Source organism: Kitasatospora phosalacinea (assembly GCF_000716545.1).
GTDB lineage: Bacteria > Actinomycetota > Actinomycetes > Streptomycetales > Streptomycetaceae > Kitasatospora > Kitasatospora phosalacinea.
The window spans coordinates 155,328-174,773 of the sequence record NZ_JNWZ01000002.1; the positions used below are offsets into that span (position 1 = coordinate 155,328).

At 72.7% G+C, this 19,446-nt stretch carries 13 protein-coding genes; 6 read left to right on the forward strand and 7 right to left on the reverse strand.

Features of this window, described 5'->3' with window-relative positions; all coding sequences use genetic code 11:
• Nucleotides 1–157: 157 nt before the first annotated feature.
• From OO48_RS01815 to OO48_RS01825, 3 genes are all read right to left on the reverse strand, one after another.
• Nucleotides 158–3,904: a multifunctional oxoglutarate decarboxylase/oxoglutarate dehydrogenase thiamine pyrophosphate-binding subunit/dihydrolipoyllysine-residue succinyltransferase subunit gene (locus OO48_RS01815; RefSeq protein ID WP_033212073.1), complete on the reverse strand. Its 3,747-nt coding sequence runs from the start codon at nucleotides 3,902–3,904 to the stop codon at nucleotides 158–160.
• A 301-nt stretch (nucleotides 3,905–4,205) separates the two neighbouring features.
• On the reverse strand, nucleotides 4,206–5,363 hold the full coding sequence (locus tag OO48_RS01820; protein ID WP_106970222.1) for a sensor histidine kinase: 1,158 nt from the start codon (nucleotides 5,361–5,363) through the stop codon (nucleotides 4,206–4,208).
• A 105-nt stretch (nucleotides 5,364–5,468) separates the two neighbouring features.
• Complete coding sequence (locus OO48_RS01825; protein WP_033212075.1) at nucleotides 5,469–6,194, reverse strand: response regulator transcription factor; 726 nt, start codon at nucleotides 6,192–6,194, stop codon at nucleotides 5,469–5,471.
• A gap of 309 nt (nucleotides 6,195–6,503) precedes the next feature.
• Between OO48_RS01825 and OO48_RS01830 the strand changes: the two genes are divergently transcribed.
• The 3 genes from OO48_RS01830 to OO48_RS01840 all read left to right on the forward strand — a co-directional run bounded on the left by OO48_RS01830 (nucleotide 6,504) and on the right by OO48_RS01840 (nucleotide 10,357).
• Nucleotides 6,504–7,205: a rhomboid-like protein gene (locus OO48_RS01830; RefSeq protein WP_051731612.1), complete on the forward strand. Its 702-nt coding sequence runs from the start codon at nucleotides 6,504–6,506 to the stop codon at nucleotides 7,203–7,205.
• Between the two features lie 140 nt (nucleotides 7,206–7,345).
• Entirely contained in the window at nucleotides 7,346–9,739 is a 2,394-nt protein-coding gene (lon, locus tag OO48_RS01835; protein WP_033212076.1) for an endopeptidase La, read from the forward strand.
• Nucleotides 9,740–9,829: 90 nt separating this feature from the next.
• Nucleotides 9,830–10,357, forward strand: coding sequence for a GtrA family protein (locus OO48_RS01840; RefSeq protein WP_033212078.1), 528 nt, complete (start codon nucleotides 9,830–9,832; stop codon nucleotides 10,355–10,357).
• 27 nt (nucleotides 10,358–10,384) lie between these two features.
• Here OO48_RS01840 and OO48_RS01845 read toward each other — a convergent pair whose 3' ends face one another.
• Nucleotides 10,385–11,428, reverse strand: coding sequence for an ABC-2 transporter permease (locus OO48_RS01845; protein WP_033212080.1), 1,044 nt, complete (start codon nucleotides 11,426–11,428; stop codon nucleotides 10,385–10,387).
• A gap of 116 nt (nucleotides 11,429–11,544) precedes the next feature.
• On the opposite strand from OO48_RS01845, the gene OO48_RS40545 reads away from it, so the two are divergent.
• Together OO48_RS40545 and OO48_RS01855 are read left to right on the forward strand one after the other, a co-directional pair.
• A complete protein-coding gene (locus OO48_RS40545) occupies nucleotides 11,545–12,009 on the forward strand; it encodes a MarR family winged helix-turn-helix transcriptional regulator (RefSeq protein ID WP_033212082.1) in 465 nt (154 codons plus the stop codon).
• Nucleotides 12,010–12,151: 142 nt separating this feature from the next.
• Entirely contained in the window at nucleotides 12,152–13,702 is a 1,551-nt protein-coding gene (locus tag OO48_RS01855) for an MDR family MFS transporter (RefSeq protein WP_483413973.1), read from the forward strand.
• A gap of 164 nt (nucleotides 13,703–13,866) precedes the next feature.
• Here the strand turns inward: OO48_RS01855 and OO48_RS01860 are convergent, their stop codons facing one another.
• The gene (locus OO48_RS01860; protein WP_033212086.1) at nucleotides 13,867–14,094 is read right to left on the reverse strand and encodes a hypothetical protein; all 228 of its coding nucleotides are present in this window, start codon (nucleotides 14,092–14,094) and stop codon (nucleotides 13,867–13,869) included.
• Nucleotides 14,095–14,108: 14 nt separating this feature from the next.
• Nucleotides 14,109–15,272 (reverse strand): inorganic phosphate transporter, encoded by a 1,164-nt coding sequence (locus tag OO48_RS01865; protein WP_033212088.1) that lies wholly within the window; start codon nucleotides 15,270–15,272, stop codon nucleotides 14,109–14,111.
• 288 nt (nucleotides 15,273–15,560) lie between these two features.
• Here OO48_RS01865 and OO48_RS01870 point away from each other — a divergent pair, with 288 nt between their 5' ends.
• Entirely contained in the window at nucleotides 15,561–17,063 is a 1,503-nt protein-coding gene (locus OO48_RS01870) for a C40 family peptidase (protein ID WP_157845360.1), read from the forward strand.
• Nucleotides 17,064–17,141: 78 nt separating this feature from the next.
• On the opposite strand, the gene OO48_RS01875 is transcribed toward OO48_RS01870, so the two are convergent.
• Nucleotides 17,142–19,418 (reverse strand): FdhF/YdeP family oxidoreductase, encoded by a 2,277-nt coding sequence (locus tag OO48_RS01875; RefSeq protein WP_033212093.1) that lies wholly within the window; start codon nucleotides 19,416–19,418, stop codon nucleotides 17,142–17,144.
• Nucleotides 19,419–19,446 lie beyond the last annotated feature (28 nt).

Here is a 19,446-nt window from a genome sequence, read left to right on the forward strand (position 1 = left end):
CCGCGCGGCGTCGGAAGCGGCGGACCATAACCTATCGATCCGTCAGACCCCCCGCAGCACGCGCCGGTCCGCAGAGCGTCACGGTCCGGAAACGGAACCGCTCCCGCCCCCGGGAGCCGGGGGCGGGAGCGGTTCGCGGCGCTCCGCGGTCAGCGCGTCAGAGCGAGAACACCTCTTCGATCAGCGCCTGCTGCTCGACGGCGTGCCGCTTGGCGGAACCCACGGCCGGGGCCGAGGACGCCGGGCGGGCCACCCGGCGCAGTCGGGCGTTGCCGCCCGAGCGGCCGATCACGACCTGCAGGTGGTCGACCAGGTTCATCGCGATGAACGGCCAGGCACCCTGGTTCGCCGGCTCCTCCTGCGCCCAGACGAACTGGACGTTCTCGCCGTAGCGGCCCAGCTCCTCCTGCAGCTCGGCCACCGGCAGCGGGTACAGGCGCTCGACGCGGACGATCGCGGTGTCGGTGACGCCGCGCTCGGTCCGGGCCCCCTCCAGGTCGTAGTAGAACTTGCCGGAGGTGATGACGACCTTGCGGACCTGCGCCGGGTCGACCGTGCTGTCCCCGATCACCGGGCGGAACGAGCCGCTCAGGAACTCGGAGGTGGCGGACGCCGCGGCCTTCAGGCGCAGCATCGACTTCGGGGTGAAGACGATGAGCGGCTTGTGGTGCGGGTTGTGCGCCTGCCAGCGCAGCAGGTGGAAGTAGTTCGACGGCAGGGTCGGCATGGCGACCGTCATGTTGTCCTGCGCGCACAGCGCCAGGAAGCGCTCCGGGCGGGCGGACGAGTGGTCCGGGCCCTGGCCCTCCATGCCGTGCGGCAGCAGCAGGACGACACCGGAGTGCTGGCCCCACTTCTGCTCGGCGGAGGCGATGTACTCGTCGACCATGGTCTGCGCGCCGTTGACGAAGTCGCCGAACTGCGCCTCCCACATGACCAGCGCGTTCGGGCGGGTCAGCGAGTAGCCGTACTCGAAGCCCATCGCCGCGTACTCGCTGAGCAGCGAGTCGTAGACGGTGAAGCGGGCCTGGTCCTCGGTCAGGTACATCAGCGGGGTGTAGTCCTCGCCGGTGTTCCGGTCGATCAGCACCGCGTGGCGCTGGCCGAAGGTGCCGCGGCGGGAGTCCTGGCCGGCCAGCCGGACGGGGTGGCCCTCCATCAGCAGCGAGCCGATGGCGAGCGCCTCGCCGGTGGCCCAGTCGATGGTGTTGTCCTCGACCGAGGCGGCGCGGCGCTGCAACTGCGGCAGCAGGCGCGGGTGCACGGTCAGCCAGTCCGGCAGGTTGACCTGCGAGGCGGCGATCCGCTTGACCATCTCGGCGGAGATGCCGGTCTGGATGGACACCGGGAAGTCCGCGACCGGGCGGCCGGTCTCGGCCGGGGCCGGGGCGGCGGTGGCCTCGCGGACCTCGGAGAACACCTTCTCCAGCTGGCCCTGGAAGTCCTGGAGCGCCTGCTCCGCCTCTTCCATGGTGATGTCGCCGCGACCGATCAGCGCCTCGGTGTAGAGCTTGCGCACCGAGCGCTTCTTGTCGATCAGGTCGTACATCAGCGGCTGGGTGAACGACGGGTTGTCGGCCTCGTTGTGACCGCGGCGGCGGTAGCAGATGAGGTCGATCACGACGTCCTTGTGGAACTGCTGGCGGAACTCGAAGGCCAGGCGGGCCACGCGGACCACGGCCTCCGGGTCGTCGCCGTTCACGTGGAAGATCGGCGCCTCGATCATCCGGGCCACGTCGGTGCAGTACATCGACGAGCGCGAGGAGGCCGGGGCGGCGGTGAAGCCGACCTGGTTGTTGACCACGATGTGCACGGTGCCGCCGGTGCGGTAGCCGCGCAGCTGCGACATGTTCAGGGTCTCCGCGACCACGCCCTGGCCCGCGAAGGCCGCGTCGCCGTGGATCTGGATCGGGAGCACCGGGAAGGTGGTGCCGCCGAAGTCCAGGATGTCCTGCTTGGCCCGGGCGATGCCCTCGACCACCGGGTCGACGGTCTCCAGGTGGGAGGGGTTGGCGGCCAGCGACACCTTGATGGTCTCGCCGTCCAGGCCGGTGAAGGTGCCCTCGGAGCCGAGGTGGTACTTCACGTCGCCGGAGCCGTGCATCGACTTCGGGTCGAGGTTGCCCTCGAACTCGCCGAAGATCTTGCCGAACGGCTTGCCGACGATGTTCGCCAGCACGTTCAGCCGGCCGCGGTGGGCCATGCCGATGACGGCCTCGTCGAGGCGGTGCTCGGCGGCGGCGTCGATGGTGGCGTCCAGCAGCGGGATGAGCGACTCGCCGCCCTCCAGCGAGAAGCGCTTCTGCCCGACGTACTTGGTCTGCAGGAAGGTCTCGAACGCCTCGGCCGAGTTCAGCCGGCGCAGGATGCGCAGCTGCTCCTCGCGCTCGGGCTTGGTGTACGGCTTCTCCAGGCGCTCCTGCAGCCACTTGCGCTGCGCCGGGTCCTGGATGTGCATGTACTCGATGCCGACGGTGCGGCAGTACGTGTTGCGCAGCAGGCCGAGGATGTCGCGGAGCTTCATCATCTTCTGGCCGCCGAAGCCGCCGACCGCGAACTCGCGCTCCAGGTCCCACAGGGTGAGGCCGTGCGTGGTGACGTCCAGGTCGGGGTGCTTGCGCTGCATGTACTCCAGCGGGTCGGTGTCGGCCATCAGGTGGCCGCGGACCCGGTAGGAGTGGATCAGCTCCATGACGCGCGCGGTCTTGTTGACCTCGTCGTCGTGGGTGGTCGCCACGTCGGTGGCCCAGCGCACCGGCTCGTACGGGATCCGCAGGGACTCGAACACCTCGTCGTAGAAGTTGTTCGCGCCCAGCAGCAGCTGGTGGATCGAGCGCAGGAACTCGCCCGAGGCCGCGCCCTGGATGACCCGGTGGTCGTAGGTCGAGGTCAGGGTCATGATCTTGGAGATGCCCAGGCGGGCCAGCGTCTCCGGGGAGGAGCCCTGGAACTCGGCCGGGTACTCCATGGCGCCGACGCCGACGATGGTGCCCTGGTTCTGCATCAGGCGCGGCACGGAGTGCACGGTGCCGATGCCGCCGGGGTTGGTCAGCGAGACCGTGACGCCGGTGAAGTCGTCCATGGTCAGCTTGTTGGCGCGGGCCCGGCGGACGATGTCCTCGTAGGCCTGCCAGAAGCCGAAGAAGTCGAGCGTCTCGGCCTTCTTGATGGCCGCGACGACCAGCTGGCGGTCGCCGTTCGGCTTGACCAGGTCGATGGCGAGGCCCAGGTTCACGTGCTCGGGCTTCACCAGGTAGGACTTGCCGTCCTCCACCTTGTAGCTGTAGTTCATGCCCGGGTTGGCCTTCACGGCCTGGACCAGCGCGTAGCCGATCAGGTGGGTGAAGGACACCTTGCCGCCGCGGGCGCGCTGCAGGTGGTTGTTGATGACGATGCGGTTGTCGATCAGCAGCTTCGCCGGGACGGCGCGCACCGAGGTGGCGGTCGGAACCTCCAGCGAGGCGTCCATGTTGGACGCCACGGCCTTGGCCGGGCCGCGCAGCGCGATCAGCTCGGGGCCCTCGGCGGCGGCCTTCGCGGGCGCGGCGGCGGCCGGGGCCGCCGCCTTCGGCGCGGGCGGCGCGGCGGGGGCGGCCGGGAGCGGCGCGGGAGCGGCCGTCGGCTGCGCGGGCGCCGGCGCGACGGGCGCGGGGGCGGCGGGCGCGGCCGGAGCAGCGGCAGCGGGAGCGGCAACGGGGGCCGGCTGGGCGCCGACCGGAGTTGCGGCCTGGGTCACTGGAGTCACCTCGGTACCGGGCTTGTAGTCGGCGAAAAAGTCCCACCAGGCGCGGTCGACCGAGGCCGGGTCCTGGAGGTACTGCTGGTAGATCTCGTCGACGAGCCACTCATTGGGGCCGAAGCCAGTGGAACTTGCCGAGCTGGGGGTTTCTTGGTGTGGCGACACGGGGCAACCGCCCTCTTCCGCTTCCTTTTGGGATGGTGGACAGCGGGGATTAAGGCTACGCCTCCCGCGAGTGATCGCGCAGTCCCCGGTGGGCAGGCGTCGCCCAGATCACATTGCCGGACCGGTTTTTGGCCGGATCCGTGCGTTAGGAATGCCGGAAATCAGGGAACTCGACCGCTGATCGGTCGTGATCATACCGGCATGAAATCGGACGAACCAGTGGTCTGGACCACTGGGCGGGCCCGGCCGGACCCCGGTCCGGAGCGGCCGCGCCCCGGTTCGTACCGATTCCGCCACAGTCTCAGGCCGGCACCGGCGACTCACCCGGAAGGGTGACCTCGATCCGGCAGCCCGCCGCCGCCTCCGCCACCCGGATCCGGCCGCCGTGCAGGTCCACCGCCCAGCGCGCGATCGCCAGCCCCAGCCCCGTCCCGCCGTCGCTGCCGGGGCCCAGCGCGGTCGGCGAACCGCTGCGGCCGAACCGCTCGAAGACCCGCTCGCGGTCCTCCGCCGGGATGCCCGGGCCCTGGTCCTCGACCTCCAGCAGCAGCCCGCCGCCCTCCGCCGCCCGGGCCCGCACCGTCACGGTGCCGCCGGCCGGCGAGTGCTTGCAGGCGTTGTCCACCAGGTTGGCCACCACCTGGTGCAGCCGCTCCGCGTCCGCCACCGCCGCCAGGTCCGGCGGCCGCACGTCCAGCGCCAGCCGCACGTCCCCGCGCCGGTCGTACGCGCCCCCGGCCGTCGCGCCGTCCACCGTCACCCCGCGCAGCACCCCGTCCAGGAACGGGCCGACCAGGAACGGGCGGGAGTCCAGCGGGACGACCCCGTCGTCCAGCTTCGACAGGTCCAGCAGGTGGGTGACCAGCCGGCCCAGGCGCTCGGTCTGCTCCAGCGCGGTGCCCAGGTTCTTCGGGTCCGGCTTCACCACCCCGTCCACCACGTTCTCCAGCAGGCCGCGCAGCGCCGCGATCGGGGTGCGCAGCTCGTGCGAGACGTTCGCGATCAGCTCGCGGCGGTGCCGGTCGGCGGCCTCCAGGTCGCCCGCCATCCGGTTGAAGGTGTCGGCCAGCTCGCCGATCTCGTCCCGCGAGGACACCTCGACCCGGGCGCTGTAGTCGCCCTCCGCCATCGACCGGGCCGCCGCCGTCATGTCGCGCAGCGGCGCGGTCAGGCCGTTCGCCAGGAACTGCATGAACAGCAGCGAGGCGATCAGCGAGAAGATCATGATGATCCGGATCTGGGTCTCCGACCGGATCGCCACCACCACCATCCCGGTGGCCAGCACCACCGAGACGACCACCAGCAGGGCCAGCTTGCCCTTGATCGAGCGGACCGGGTCGAACGGGCGGATGTCCGCCCACACCCGGCGCGCGGCCCGCACCGCGAGCGGGGGGCGCGCGAGCGGGGGCCCGGAGTCGGCCGGGTCGGCTTCCCCGTTGCGTTGCTGCGGAAAGGTCATGGTGTCCCTGCGACTCGTCCTCGGTGACTCGTCCCGGGTGTGTCCCGGTGAGGGGCCGGGCCGCCGTCGCGCAGACCGCGCGGGGCCCGGACCGGCGGCGGCCGGTCAGGAGAGCGGGGCCTCCAGCGCGTACCCGACGCCGTGCACCGTGCGGATCCAGCTCGCCCCGATCTTCCGGCGCAGCGCCTTCACGTGGCTGTCCACCGTGCGGGTGCCGGACGCGTCGGTCCAGTCCCACACCTCGGCCAGCAGCTGCTCGCGGGTCAGCACCGCGCGCGGCTGCGCCGCCAGGCAGGCCAGCAGGTCGAACTCGGTCGGCGTCAGGTGCACGTCGCCCGAGCCCAGCCGGACCCGGCGCTGCACGTGGTCGATCTCCAGCTCGCCGAAGCGCAGGGACCCCAGCGCGGGCGTGCGGGCCGCCTGCTGGGCGCGCTCCACCCGGCGCAGCAGCACGTTCACCCGGGCCGCCAGCTCGCGCATCGAGAACGGCTTGGTCATGTAGTCGTCCGCGCCGACGCCCAGACCCACCAGCAGGTCCGTCTCGTCGTCCCGCGCGGTCAGCATCAGCACCGGCACCGGGCGCTGCGCCTGGATCCGGCGGCAGACCTCCAGGCCGTCGAAGCCCGGCAGCATGATGTCCAGCACCACCAGGTCGGGCTGCCAGGTGTGGAACCCGTCCACCGCGCCCGGCCCGTCGTGGGCCACCGCCACCTTGAAGCCCTCGGCTCCCAGCCGTGCCGCGATCGACTCCGCGATGGTCGGCTCGTCCTCCACGACGAGCACCCGTCGCTGGGTGCCCACCGGTCCACTGCTGATCGTCTCTTGCTGCATCTCTGTCACGGTCACGCCACCGCCCCCAGGGCTCGCGGGCCGGCCGTCCGGGGACGGCGGGCTCCGCTCGTAGTCGTCTTGTTTCCGTCGTGCTGTTCCGTCGTGGGTGTGCCCCGCCGGCGGTCGCGTCAGGTTTGGCAGGTCCCCGTTCGGGCGGGCACGGGCCGATACCTTACCCGCAGCACTTGCGAGCTGTAACGGTACGTGCACGAGCGGGGCCCGCTCGGGTAGGGGCCTTCACAGAAGTTCCTCAGACACCTCTCACCCGCCCCCCTTATGGTGGGCGGGACGAGGCGTTCGGGAGGCACCATGACCAGCGCGGAACTGCGACGACGACTGATCGGGCCCGGGCTGCGGGCGGTGCCCACCCCGCGCGCCAACCCGTTCGCACTCGGTTACCTCGCACTGCTGCTCGGCACCACGCTCTACGCCCGCCTCGGCGACCCGGAGACGGTGCACCGGCTCCAGGCCCTCTCCTCCACCGACGCGCACAACCTGCTCGCCCACCCCGCGCTCTCCCTCGTCGGCAGCGGCCTGTGGGTGGCCGGGCCGGTCTGGATGCCCTACTTCTGGGCCTTCGCCCTCACCGTCGCCCCCTTGGAACGACGCATCGGCGGGCTCCGTGCCCTCGGCGTCTTCGCGGCCGGCCACGTCGTCGCGACCCTGCTCTCGCAGACCGTCGTGGTCGCCGCGGTCGCCACCGACCACGCCGAGGCCGAGCTGCTGGACGCGGTGGACATCGGCGTCTCGTACGGGGTGCTCGGCTCGCTGGGCGCGCTCGCCGGGCTCCTCGGCCCGGTCGGCCGCCGGGTCGCCCTGGGGGCGGGGCTCGCCCTGATCGGCCACCAGGTGGTCAGCGACCCGGACCTGGTCACCGCGGTCGGCCACCCTGCGGCGCTGGCGGTGGGGGTCGCCCTCTGGCCGCTCGTCCGCGGCCGCGGGCCGCGGCGCGGGGGACGGGCGCCGGCCCGGGCCCGCGCCCGCGCCCGCGTGGCCTCCACCGAGGGGTGACCGCGACGGGGGGCGGGTGCCCGCCGAGCGGAGGGCGGGGTTCCGGGTGTGTTCACTCGGGGTGAACGGGGAGCGGGGAACATTCGGGGATCGCCAGACCTTAGTCAGGTCAGCTCAACTTCACTGACTGGGGAGAGATCATGGCATCGACGTCCGTTCCGCTCACTCTGCCTGTGCTGCCGCTCGACGACGAGGTGGTGCTCCCTGGCACGGTGGTTCCGCTGGAACTTTCGAACCCCGAGGTGCGGGCCGCCGTGGAGGCGGCCCGGGCCGGGAGCGGAGGGGGGAAGCCGCAGGTGCTGCTGGTGCCGCGGCTGGACGGGTCGTACGCGGCGGTGGGGGTGCTGGCGACGGTCGAGCAGGTGGGGCGGCTGGCGGACGGCGACCCGGCGGCGCTGGTCCGGGCCGTGCGGCGGGTGCGGATCGGGGCCGGGACGACCGGGCCGGGGGCCGCGCTGTGGGTGGAGACCACGCCGTTCAAGGAGTCGGACCCGGGGCTGCCGGTGGCGGGGCGGGCGGCCGAGCTGGTCAAGGAGTACAAGGCGCTGTCCGCGCAGTGGCTGCGCCGCCGCGGGGCCTGGCAGATCGTCGACCGGATGGCCGCGATCGAGGACGTCGGCGAGCTGGCCGACAACATCGGCTACGCGCCGTTCGCGACCGCCGAGCAGAAGCTGAAGGTGCTGCTGGAGGCGGACCGCCCGGCCCGGCTGGAGTACGCGCTGAGCCTGCTGCGCGAGCACCTCGCGGAGGAGGAGGTCAACGACACCATCCGCAAGGACGTCGAGGAGGGCGTGGCCAAGCAGCAGAAGGAGTTCCTGCTGCGCCGCCAGCTGGAGGCGGTGCGCAAGGAACTGGCCGAGCTGAACGGCGAGGCCGATTCCGAGGAGGAGGACTACCGGGCCCGGGTCGAGGCGGCCGCGCTGCCCGAGAAGGTCCGGGAGGCGGCGCTCAAGGAGGTCGACAAGCTGGAGCGCGCCAGCGACCAGTCGCCCGAGGGCTCGTGGATCCGCACCTGGCTGGACACCGTCCTCGAACTGCCCTGGAACGAGCGCTCCGAGGACGCGTACGACATCGCCGGGGCCCGCGCCGTGCTGGACGCGGACCACACCGGGCTGGCGGACGTGAAGGACCGGATCGTCGAGTACCTGGCGGTGCGCAAGCGCCGGGCCGACCGGGGCCTGGGCCGGATCGGCGGCCGCCGGGGAGGCGCGGTGCTGGCGCTGGTCGGCCCGCCCGGGGTCGGCAAGACCTCGCTCGGCGAGAGCGTCGCGAAGGCGATGGGCCGCTCGTTCGTCCGGGTCGCGCTCGGCGGCGTGCGGGACGAGGCGGAGATCCGCGGCCACCGGCGGACGTACGTGGGCTCGATCCCCGGCCGGATCGTCCGGGCGGTCAAGGAGGCCGGGACGATGAACCCGGTGGTGCTGCTGGACGAGATCGACAAGGTCGGCTCGGACTACCGGGGCGACCCGGCGGCGGCCCTGCTGGAGGTGCTGGACCCGGCGCAGAACCACACCTTCCGGGACCACTACCTGGAGGTCGAGCTCGACCTCTCGGACGTGGTGTTCCTGGCCACCGCGAACGTGCTGGAGGCCATCCCGGAGCCGCTGCTGGACCGGATGGACCTGGTCCGCCTCGACGGCTACACCGAGGACGAGAAGGTCGCCATCGCCCGTGACCACCTGCTGCCGCGCCAGCTCGCCAAGGCGGGCCTGGGCACGGACGAGCTGGCGGTGGACGAGGCGGCGCTGCGGCGGCTGGCCGCCGAGTACACCCGGGAGGCGGGCGTCCGGAACCTGGAGCGGTCGATCGCGCGGATCCTGCGCAAGGTCGCCGCGCAGGCCGAGCTGGGCGAGCGCGAGCTGCCCGCCGCGGTCGGGGCGGACGACCTGCGGGCGCTGCTGGGACGGCCGCACCACGTGCCGGAGGCGGCGCAGGAGCCGGCCGAGCGGCGCACCGCGGTGCCGGGCGTGGCCACCGGCCTGGCGGTCACCGGGGCCGGCGGCGACGTCCTCTACATCGAGGCCTCGCTGGCGGACGCCGAGACCGGCTCGACCGGGCTGACCCTGACCGGCCAGCTGGGCGACGTGATGAAGGAGTCGGCGCACATCGCGCTCTCCTACCTGCGCTCGCGCGGCGCGGAGCTGGAGCTGCCGGTGACCGGGCTGCGCGAGCGGGGCATCCACCTGCACGTGCCGGCCGGCGCGGTGCCGAAGGACGGACCGAGCGCGGGCATCACCATGACCACGGCGCTGGCCTCGCTGCTGTCCGGCCGCAAGGTGCGCACCGACGTGGCGATGACCGGCGAGGTGTCGCTGACCGGCCGGGTGCTGCCGATCGGCGGGGTGAAGCAGAAGCTGCTGGCCGCGGACCGGGCCGGGATCACCACGGTGGTCATCCCCAAGCGCAACGAGGCGGACCTGGACGACGTCCCCGCCGAGGTGCTGGAGCGCCTGTCGGTGCACCCGGTGTCGGACGTCCGCGAGGTGCTGGCGCTGGCCCTGGAGCCGGCGGAGGTGCTGGTGGCGGCGGCCTGACGGGTGCGGGCAGCCCCGGGGGCCCCGGGAGTACGCGTACTTCCGAGGCCCCTGGTGGTTGCCGAAACGAGCCCGTGGGACACTTCCCGCATGCCGTCCCCTACGCAGCGCGCGCTGACCGCCATTCCGGAGCGCTACCGCCCGTTCCTGGTCAAGCACCGCAAGCTGGTGAAGTTCCTCGTGGTCGGAGGGACCTGCTTCGTCCTCACCATGCTGATCAACTTCGCCCTGAAGATGTCCGTGCTGGAGAGCAAGCCGGTCATGGCGCTCACCATCGCGACCGTCATCACCACGTTGGTCTCGTACGTGATGAACCGCCAGTGGTCGTTCCGCGCGGCCGGGCGCAAGCGTGAGGCCGCCGGGTTCTTCGTGGTGAGCGCCCTGGCGGTGGGCGTGAACGACCTGCCGCTGGTGGCGTCCCGGTACGTGTTCGACCTGCGCGAGCCGGACGTGAGCCACATGACCCAGGAGATCGCCGACTTCGCCAGCGGCATCATCGTGGGCACCCTGGTGGCGATGGTGTTCCGCTACTGGGCGATGAACCGCTTCGTGTTCACCCAGTTCTCCGACCGGATCACCCAGGGGCAGGAGCCGGGGCGGGAGCCCGAGCGGGTCTGACCCCGCCCCGGTCCGTACTTCGGCCGCCTACGTCCCGGGAGGGATGGGGCGGCCGAAGCGCGGCGTCCTGGCCACCGCCAGGAAGGTCACCCCGACGCCGACCACCGCCCAGGCCGCCAGCACCAGGAACGGCACGGTGAGGTTGGTGGAGTCCAGGTAGGCGATCGAGCGGGCCGCGGAGGTGCCGGCCCCGTTCGGGATCCACTCGCCGATCGCCCGCCAGAACGCGGGCAGCAGCGGCGGCGGGAAGACGCCGCCCGCGCTGGGGTTGCCCAGCACCACGAAGAGCAGCACCGCCAGGCCGATGCCGACCACGTCGAACAGGCACTCCAGGGCCATGGTGACGGCGCCGACCGAGAACACCACCAGGGTGCCGAGACCGGTGAGCGCGGCGATCGAGCCGGGCAGCGCGTGCAGGATCGGTCCGATGATCAGCGCGCCGCCGAGGCCCGCCGCGACCGAGTACAGCGCCAGCGTGCCGAGCCGCAGCACCGCTCGGGCGGTGTTGGCCGGGCGGGAGCCCGCGCTGATGCCGAGGATCGAGGCGACCAGGTAGCCGCCCACGCACCAGCCGACCACCAGGTAGAAGGCGGACAGGCCCTCGGCGTCGCCGGCGGCCAGCGGGACGGTGTCGTCCACCACGACCGTCCGCCCCTGGGAGGCGGCCAGCTTGGTGACGATGCCCTCCGCGGCGGTGGCGGCGGCCGGGCCGCGGGCGTCGGCGACCAGCAGGGTGTCCTCGGTGCCGGTGGGGTCGACCACCCAGGCCGCGTAGATCTTCTGGTCCTTGATCCGCGCCCGGGCGGTGTCCCCGTCCGGCAGGGTGGAGGCGCGCACCGCGCTGTCCGGGACGGACTCCAGGCCGGCGACCAGCTTGGACGCGGCCTCCGGCGGGGCGACCACCGCGATGGACAGCTCGTGCGGTTTCGGGTGGTGCAGGGCGCCCACGTACGAGGTGATGAAGCCGAGCTGGAGCAGCAGGACGGCGACGACCAGGAAGAAGGCGCGCGGGGTGACCGCGTCGCGGAGGTCGCCGAGGAAGCCCTTTCCCGGTTCTGCCTGGTGGGCCATGGTGTGGCGTCTCCTCGCGTAGGGGGTGAAAAAGGGTGCAAAGCTTCAAATCGTTCCTTCGTACCACGAAGCGGCCGCGTGCCGGGGGAGGCGCGGGCTGCGCGATACTGTCCGCCATGAGTGACCCCCTGGACGGGCCGAACCCCGCCGAACTGGCGTTTCTCGCGGTCGAGCGGGAGGTGGCGACGCTGTTCAGGCGCAGCCGGGCGCGGGCGGCCGAGATCTCCCGGCTGGTGCACCCCGAGCTGGAGGCCGGGGCGTACGTGCTGCTCGGGTTCATCCGGGAGTCCGGGCGGGCCCGGGTGACCGACGTGGGGCTGCACTTCGGGGTGGGCAAGGCCACCGTGAGCCGGCAGATCCGGGCGATCGAGGAGCTGGGGCTGCTGCGGCGGGAGACCGACCCGCTGGACCGGCGGGCCTCGCTGGTGTCGCTGACCGAGGAGGGCGAGCGGCGGTTCGCGGCGGCCCGGGAGGAGCGGATGGCGCGCTTCCGGCAGTCGCTGGCCGGGTGGGAGCTGCCGGAGCTGGAGCAGTTCGCCCGGCTGCTGGAGCGGTTCAACGAGCTGACCGAGGGGGTCTGAGCCGTCCGGTCGGGAGGGTTTCTTTACCTGGGCTTGAAGAAGTTGCCTCAGTCAACTATCCACGTATAGTTGCTTGAGGCAACGAAATTTAAGTCGAAGGAAACGCATGTCGTCGACCCCCCCGGCACCCCCGCAGGACCAGATGTCCCATCGCCAGGTACTCGAAGCCCTCTCGGGCCTGCTGCTCGGCCTGTTCGTGGCCGTGCTCTCCTCCACGGTGGTCTCCAACGCCCTGCCGCGGATCCTCACCGACCTGCACGGCGGCGAGTCCGCGTACACCTGGGTGGTGACCGCCGCCCTGCTGGCGATCACCGCCGCCACCCCGCTCTGGGGCAAGCTCTCCGACCTGGTCAGCAAGAAGCTGCTGGTCCAGATCGCCATGGTGATCTACGTCCTCTCCTCGGCGCTGGCCGGCCTGTCGCAGAGCATCGGCATGCTGATCTTCTGCCGGGTGCTGCAGGGCATCGGCGCCGGCGGCGTGATCGCGCTCGGCCAGATCTGCCTGGCCGCGATGGTCCCGCCGCGCGAACGCGGCCGCTACAGCGGCTACTTCGGCGCCGTCTTCGCGCTCGCCACCATCGGCGGCCCGCTGATCGGCGGCGTCATCGTGGACACCTCCTGGCTCGGCTGGCGCTGGTGCTTCTACGTCGGCGTCCCGTTCGCACTGATCGCCATCCTGGTGCTGCAGCGCACCCTCAAGCTCCCCGAGGCCGCCGCCCGCAAGCCCAGGATCGACTACCTGGGCGCGGTGCTGATCACCGCCGCGGTCAGCCTGCTGATGATCTGGATCTCGCTGGCCGGCAAGAACTACGACTGGGCCTCCTGGCAGACCGCCGTCATGGTGCTCGGCGGCCTGGCGCTGGCCGGCCTGTTCGTCGCCGTCGAGAAGCGCGCCGCCGAGCCGCTGATCCCGCTCGGCCTGTTCCGTCACCGCACCGTCGCGCTCGCCGCGCTGGCCAGCGCCTTCGTCGGCGTCGGCATGTACGGCACCACCACCTTCCTCGGCCAGTACTTCCAGCTCGCCAAGGAGAAGACCCCCACCCAGGCCGGCCTGCTCACCCTGCCGATGATCATCGGCCTGGCGGTCTCCTCCACGGTGGCCGGCAAGCTGATCACCAAGTACGGCAAGTGGAAGGGCTTCCTGGTCGCCGGCACCGTGCTGCTCGCCGTCGGCCTCGGCCTGCTGGGCACCGCCCGGGCCGACAGCTCGTACCCGCTGCTCGCCCTCTACATGCTGGTGACCGGCATCGGCCTCGGCCTGACCAGCCAGAACCTGGTGCTCGCGGTGCAGAACACGGTGCCGCGCCACGAGCTCGGCGCGGCCAGCTCGACCGTCACCTTCTTCCGCACCATGGGCGGTGCGATGGGCGTGTCCGCGCTCGGCGCGCTGCTCGGCCACAAGGTCGCCAGCTACACGGCGGAGAACTTCGCCAAGGCCGGCATCCCCGCCGGCGGGACGGGCGGCGACGGCATCCCGGACCTCAAGAAGCTGCCCGCGCAGATCGTCCCGCTGGTCACCGACGCCTTCGGGCACGGCGTGGGCACGGTGTTCCTGATCGCCGCGCCGTTCGCGGCGGTGGGCTTCCTGCTGGTGCTGTTCATCCGCGAGGTGCCGCTGCGCACCTCCAACGAGGAGCGGCCCGCGGCCACCGCCGGGGCCGGGGCCAAGGCCGAGGAGCTGGTCTCCGACTGACCGGCCGCCGACGCGGCCGACCGACATGCGAGAAGGGCCCCCGCCACTGCGGCGGGGGCCCTTCGTCGTGCGTGCGGTGCGTGCGTGCGCGGCGTCGTGCGTGCTGCGTCGGTGCGCGGCGTCGCGTCGTGCGGGTTGCGTCGGTGCGCGCCGCGGCGTGCGCGCTACTTGGCGGCGATCAGCGAGATGCCGTACAGCACCACGGCGGCGCAGGCCGCGAAGCAGACGCCCGCGGCGACCAGGGCGGGGACGCCCCGGCCGGTGCCCGCCGCGACGGCCGCCTCCCGGCGGGACAGGGCGAGGTTGCCGAGCGCGAAGACGGCGACCACGGCGAGCGTGACGAACAGGCTGACGCCCGCGGTCTCGGCCAGTGCGGCCCACTTGATGTTCATGGCGGTGGTTCCTCTCAGGCCGCGAGGGTGGTGGGGGCGGCGGGGGCGGGCAGCTCGACGGTGACCGGGGCCGCGTCCGCCGCGGTGACGTTGTCCGCGTGCACCGGCTGGCGGCGCGAGATCAGCCACATCGCGCCGGCGCCCAGCACCAGTGCCAGGCCGACCAGGGCCACGCCCCAGTCGCCGCGGTCGGCGACCAGCGCCGCCAGGCCGGAGACCACCGCGGCGGCCGGCAGGGTCAGGCCCCAGGTGTAGGCCATCCGCCGGACCATGCCCCAGCGGAGCTTCCCGGACGGGCCGCCCAGGCCGGCGCCCATGATGCCGCCGGAGCAGACCTGGGTGGTGGACAGGCCGTAGCCCATGTGCGAGGAGGTCAGGATCACCGTCGCGGCCGCGGTCTCCGAGGAGAAGCCCTGCGGCGGCTTGATGTCGGCCAGGCCGGAGCCCATCGAGCGGATGATCCGCCAGCCGCCCATGTAGGTGCCCAGCGCGATGGCCAGACCCGCGCTGACGATCACCCAGACCGGCGGGCCGTCGCCCTTGTGCAGCGCGCCGGCCGAGATCAGGGTCAGCGTGATGATGCCCATGGTCTTCTGCGCGTCGTTGGTGCCGTGCGCGAGCGAGATCAGCGAGGACGAGAAGACCTGGCCCCGGCGGAAGCCCTTCTCGGTGCCCTCCTTCGGGGCGCCCCGGGTGATCAGGTAGGCCAGCTTGGTGGCGCCCCAGGAGGCCACGCCCGCGATGATCGGCGAGGCGACCGCCGGGATCAGGATCTTGGAGACCACGGTGGAGAAGTTCACCCCGTGCAGGCCGACGCCGACCACCGTGGCGCCGATCAGGCCGCCGTACAGGGCGTGCGAGGAGGACGAGGGCAGGCCCTTGAGCCAGGTCAGCAGGTTCCACAGGATCGCGCCGACCAGGGCGGCGAAGATGATCGAGGGCTGCAGTCCGGCCTTCTCGTTGACCAGGCCGCCCGAGATGGTGGTGGCGACCTTCACCGAGAGGAAGGCGCCGGCGAAGTTGAGCACCGCCGCGATGGCGACGGCGACCTTGGGCTTGAGCGCGCCGGTCGCGATGGAGGTGGCCATCGCGTTGGCGGTGTCGTGGAAGCCGTTCGTGAAGTCGAAGGCGAGCGCCGTGATGATCACAACGGCCACCAGGAACGTGATGTGTTCCATACCCAAACAATCGTCGTAGTGGTCGGACTGACGTTGCTGTCCTCGGCGAAGGTAGGGAGGGATGGTGAACGGGAGGTTAACTGGGCGCGGAGCACCGGTTCCGTTCGTGGCGCGGGAGTTGCCGGGGCCGCCGGTTTCCGTGGAGGCCGGCGCCCCGCGTGAGACGGTTCTCACACCCCCGGGCGGATGAGAATTCACCAGGCGGCCCGGAAACCGTCTGCCCCGAACAGGGGTCCGCGTGGCAGGATCGGTCCGATCGCCGACGGACAACCAGGGGAGGGCCGGCCGATGGGGGCTGGACAGCGGACCGAATCGACCGGCCTGCGACCGTGGGTGCGCGCCGCGTTGCGCTGCGGAGCGGTGCTCGCCGCCGCCGCGCTCACCCTGCCGGTCCTCGCCTCGGCCGCGTACGCGGTCCCGGACCCGGGCGCCCCGACCGTCTCCGCCGGGGCCGACCCGCTGGCCGAGGCCAAGCGCACCCTCGGGCCGCTGCTCGAACAGCTGCACGGCCTGTACCAGGAGGCCGAGGCCGCCACCGAGAAGTACAACGGCACCGTCGCCGCGCTCGCCGAGAAGCAGGCCGCCGTCGACGACCTCGACTCGCGGGCCGAGCGGCAGCAGGACGCCGTCGACGCCGGCACCGACCTGGCCTCCCAGCTCGCCTCCGCGCAGTACCGCAACAGCCAGGTCTCCGGGTACGCCGAGCTGCTGATGGCCGAGAACCCGTACGAAGCCGTGGTGATCGCCGAACTGCTGCACTCCGCCGGGCGCTCGCAGAAGGAGTTCCTGGACCGGCTCAAGGCCGACCGGGACACCCTCACCGCGCTGCGGACCTCCGCCGAGCAGGCGCTCGCCGAGGCCAAGACGCTGGCCGCCGAGCAGGAGAAGGCCAAGAACGACGTGGCCGGCAAGCTGGCGACGGTCGAGCAGCTGGTCGGCTCGCTCACCGGCGCCCAGCGCGGGGAACTGGCCGAGCTGGAGAAGCAGCAGGCCAACGAGGCCCAGATCGCCTTCCTCGCCTCCGGGGCGCTCGGCAAGGGCGAGCGGACGCCCTCCGCGATGGGCCGCAAGGCGGTCGCCTGGGCGCTCCAGCAGCTCGGCAAGGACTACGTGTGGGGCGGCGCCGGACCGGACGTGTTCGACTGCTCCGGCCTCACCTCGCAGGCCTGGCTGCACGCCGGGCTGCCCATCCCGCGCACCAGCCAGGAGCAGTGGGCGCGGCTCAAGCACGTCGCGCTGAACCAGATCCGGCCCGGCGACCTGATCGTCTACTTCGGCGGCGCGACGCACATCGGCATGTACATCGGCGGCGGGCTGATCGTCCAGGCCCCGCACACCGGTGACGTCGTGAAGATCTCGCAGATCGGCGCCATGCCGATCCTGGGCGCGGTGCGCCCGGACGGGGACGACGCGGCGGACGAGGCGGGCGGTGCGTGGAAGGTGCCGGACGTCAAGGTGGGCGAGACGAAGATCGAGCCGGCCAAGCCCTCGACGCTCCCGTCCCCGCCCGCGGCGTCGCCGACGCCCACCGCGCCGAACACGCCCGGCACGCCCACCCTGCCCACCGCGCCCACCCGGCCCACCGTGCCCACGGTGCCGGGCGGTCCGGCCTCGCCGGTGGTGCCCGGCACGCCCTCCGGGTCCGGGTCCGCTCCGGCCTCGCCGAGCGGCTCGGGCTCGGCTTCGGGTTCGGCTTCGGCTTCGGTGGGTTCGAGCGGGACGCCCAGCGGGTCGGGCTCACCCGGCGGATCGGACTCGGCGTCGCCGTCGGGGAGCCGGTCGGCGGGCTGAGGCCGAGGGGGCCGGGCGCGGTGGACCGCCCCGGCCCCGGACTCCCGGCGGCCGCGCCCTCCGGCGCCGGGCGCTCGCTCAGCGTTCCGCTTCGAGGCGGACGAGGACGGACTTGGACGTCGGGGTGTTGCTGACGTCGGCCGTGGAGTCCAGCGGCACCAGGACGTTGGTCTCCGGGTAGTAGGCGGCCGCGCCGCCGCGGGCGACCGGGTAGTGGACCACCCGGAAGTGCGGGGCGCGGCGTTCGGTGCCGTCGGTCCACTCGCTCACCAGGTCGACGAACTGCCCGTCGGCGAGGCCGAGTCCGGCGGCGTCGTCCGGGTTGACCAGGACGACGCGGCGGCCGCCGGTGATGCCGCGGTAGCGGTCGTCCAGGCCGTAGACGGTGGTGTTGTACTGGTCGTGCGAGCGCAGCGTCTGGAGCAGCAGCCGGCCGGCCGGGACGTCGGGGGCGGTCAGCGGGTTGACGGTGAAGTTGGCCTTGCCGGTGGCGGTGGGGAAGGTGCGGCTGTCGCGCGGGGCGTGCGGGAGGGCGAAGCCGCCCGGGCGGCGGACCTTGGCGTTGTAGTCCTCGAAGCCGGGGACGACCCGGGCGACGCGGTCGCGGATCCGGTCGTAGTCGAGGGCGAACTCCTCCCAGGGGGTGGGGTCCTGGGGGCCGAGGACGGCGCGGGCCAGCCGGGCGACGATGGCGACCTCGGAGAGCAGGCCGGGCGCGGGCGGGCGCAGGCCGCCGCGGGAGGAGTGGACCACGCCCATGGAGTCCTCGACGCTGACGAACTGCTGCCCGGCGGCGGTGAGGTCGCGGTCGGTGCGGCCGAGGGTGGGCAGGATCAGGGCGCGGGCGCCGGTGACCACGTGCGAGCGGTTGAGCTTGGTGGAGACGTGCACGGTGAGCCGGCAGCGGCGCATCGCGGCCTCGGTGGCGCCGGTGTCGGGGCTCGCGGAAACGAAGTTGCCGCCCATCGCGAAGAACACCTTGACCCGCCCGTCGCGCATCGCCCGGATGGTGTCGACGGTGTCGTGGCCGTGCGCGCGCGGCGGCTCGAAGCCGAACTCCTCGCCCAGGGCGTCCAGGAAGGCCGCGGAGGGGCGTTCGAAGATGCCCATGGTGCGGTCGCCCTGGACGTTGCTGTGCCCGCGGACGGGGCAGACGCCGGCGCCCGGGCGGCCCACGTTGCCGCGCAGCAGCAGGAAGTTGACCACCTCGCGGATGGTGGGGACGGAGTGCTTGTGCTGGGTGAGGCCCATCGCCCAGCAGACGATCACCTTCCGCGCGCCCAGCACCAGGCGGTGCAGCTGCTCGATCTGCTCCCAGGGCAGGCCGGTGGCGCGCAGCACGGCCGCCCGGTCCAGCTCGGCCGCCTGGGCGGCGAACTCCTGGTAGCCGGCGCAGTGTTCGGCGACGAAGTCCTCGTCGACGGCGCCCGGGGTGGTGAGCAGCAGGTGGTTGAGGGCGCGGAACAGGGCGAGGTCGCCGCCGAGCCGGATCTGCAGGAACAGGTCGGTGAGCTTGGTGCCGCCGCCGACCAGGCCGCGCGGGGTCTGCGGGTTCTTGAACCGCTCCAGGCCGGCCTCGGGCAGCGGGTTGACGCTGACGATCCTCGCGCCGGCCCGCTTGGCGCGCTCCAGGGCGGAGAGCATCCGGGGGTGGTTGGTGCCCGGGTTCTGGCCCGCGACGATGATCAGGTCGGCCTGGTACAGGTCCTTGAGCGAGACGCTGCCCTTGCCGACGCCGAGCGTCTCGGTCAGCGCCGAACCCGAGGACTCGTGGCACATGTTGGAGCAGTCCGGCAGGTTGTTGGTGCCGAGCTTGCGGGCGAACAGCTGGTACGCGAAGGCGGCCTCGTTGGAGGTGCGGCCGGAGGTGTAGAAGGCGGCCTCGTCCGGGGAGCCGAGCGCGGCCAGCTCCTCGGCGATCAGCGCGAAGGCCTCGTCCCAGCCGATCGGCGCGTAGTGGGTGGCGCCCTCGGCCAGCAGCATCGGCGCGGTCAGCCGGCCCTGCTGGCCGAGCCAGTAGCCGGAGCGCTCGGCGAGGTCGGCCACCGGGTGCTCGGCGAAGAAGGCCGGGGTGATCCGGCGCTCGGTGGCCTCCTCGGCGACGGCCTTGGCGCCGTTCTCGCAGAACTCGGCCAGGTGCGGCTTGTCCGGCTCGGGCCAGGCGCAGCCGGGGCAGTCGAAGCCGCCGGGCTGGTTGATCCGGCGCAGGGTGGCCAGCGTCCGGCCCGGCGACATCTGCTCGGCGGCCATCCGCAGGGTGTGCCCGATCGCGGGCAGGCCGGCGGCGGCGCGGGCCGGGGGCGCGACGTGCGGGGCGTCCTGGTCGGGGTCGCGGTGCGGGGGCTGCTTGGCCATGGCGGTTCTCCGGAGGGCTCGGGTGCTT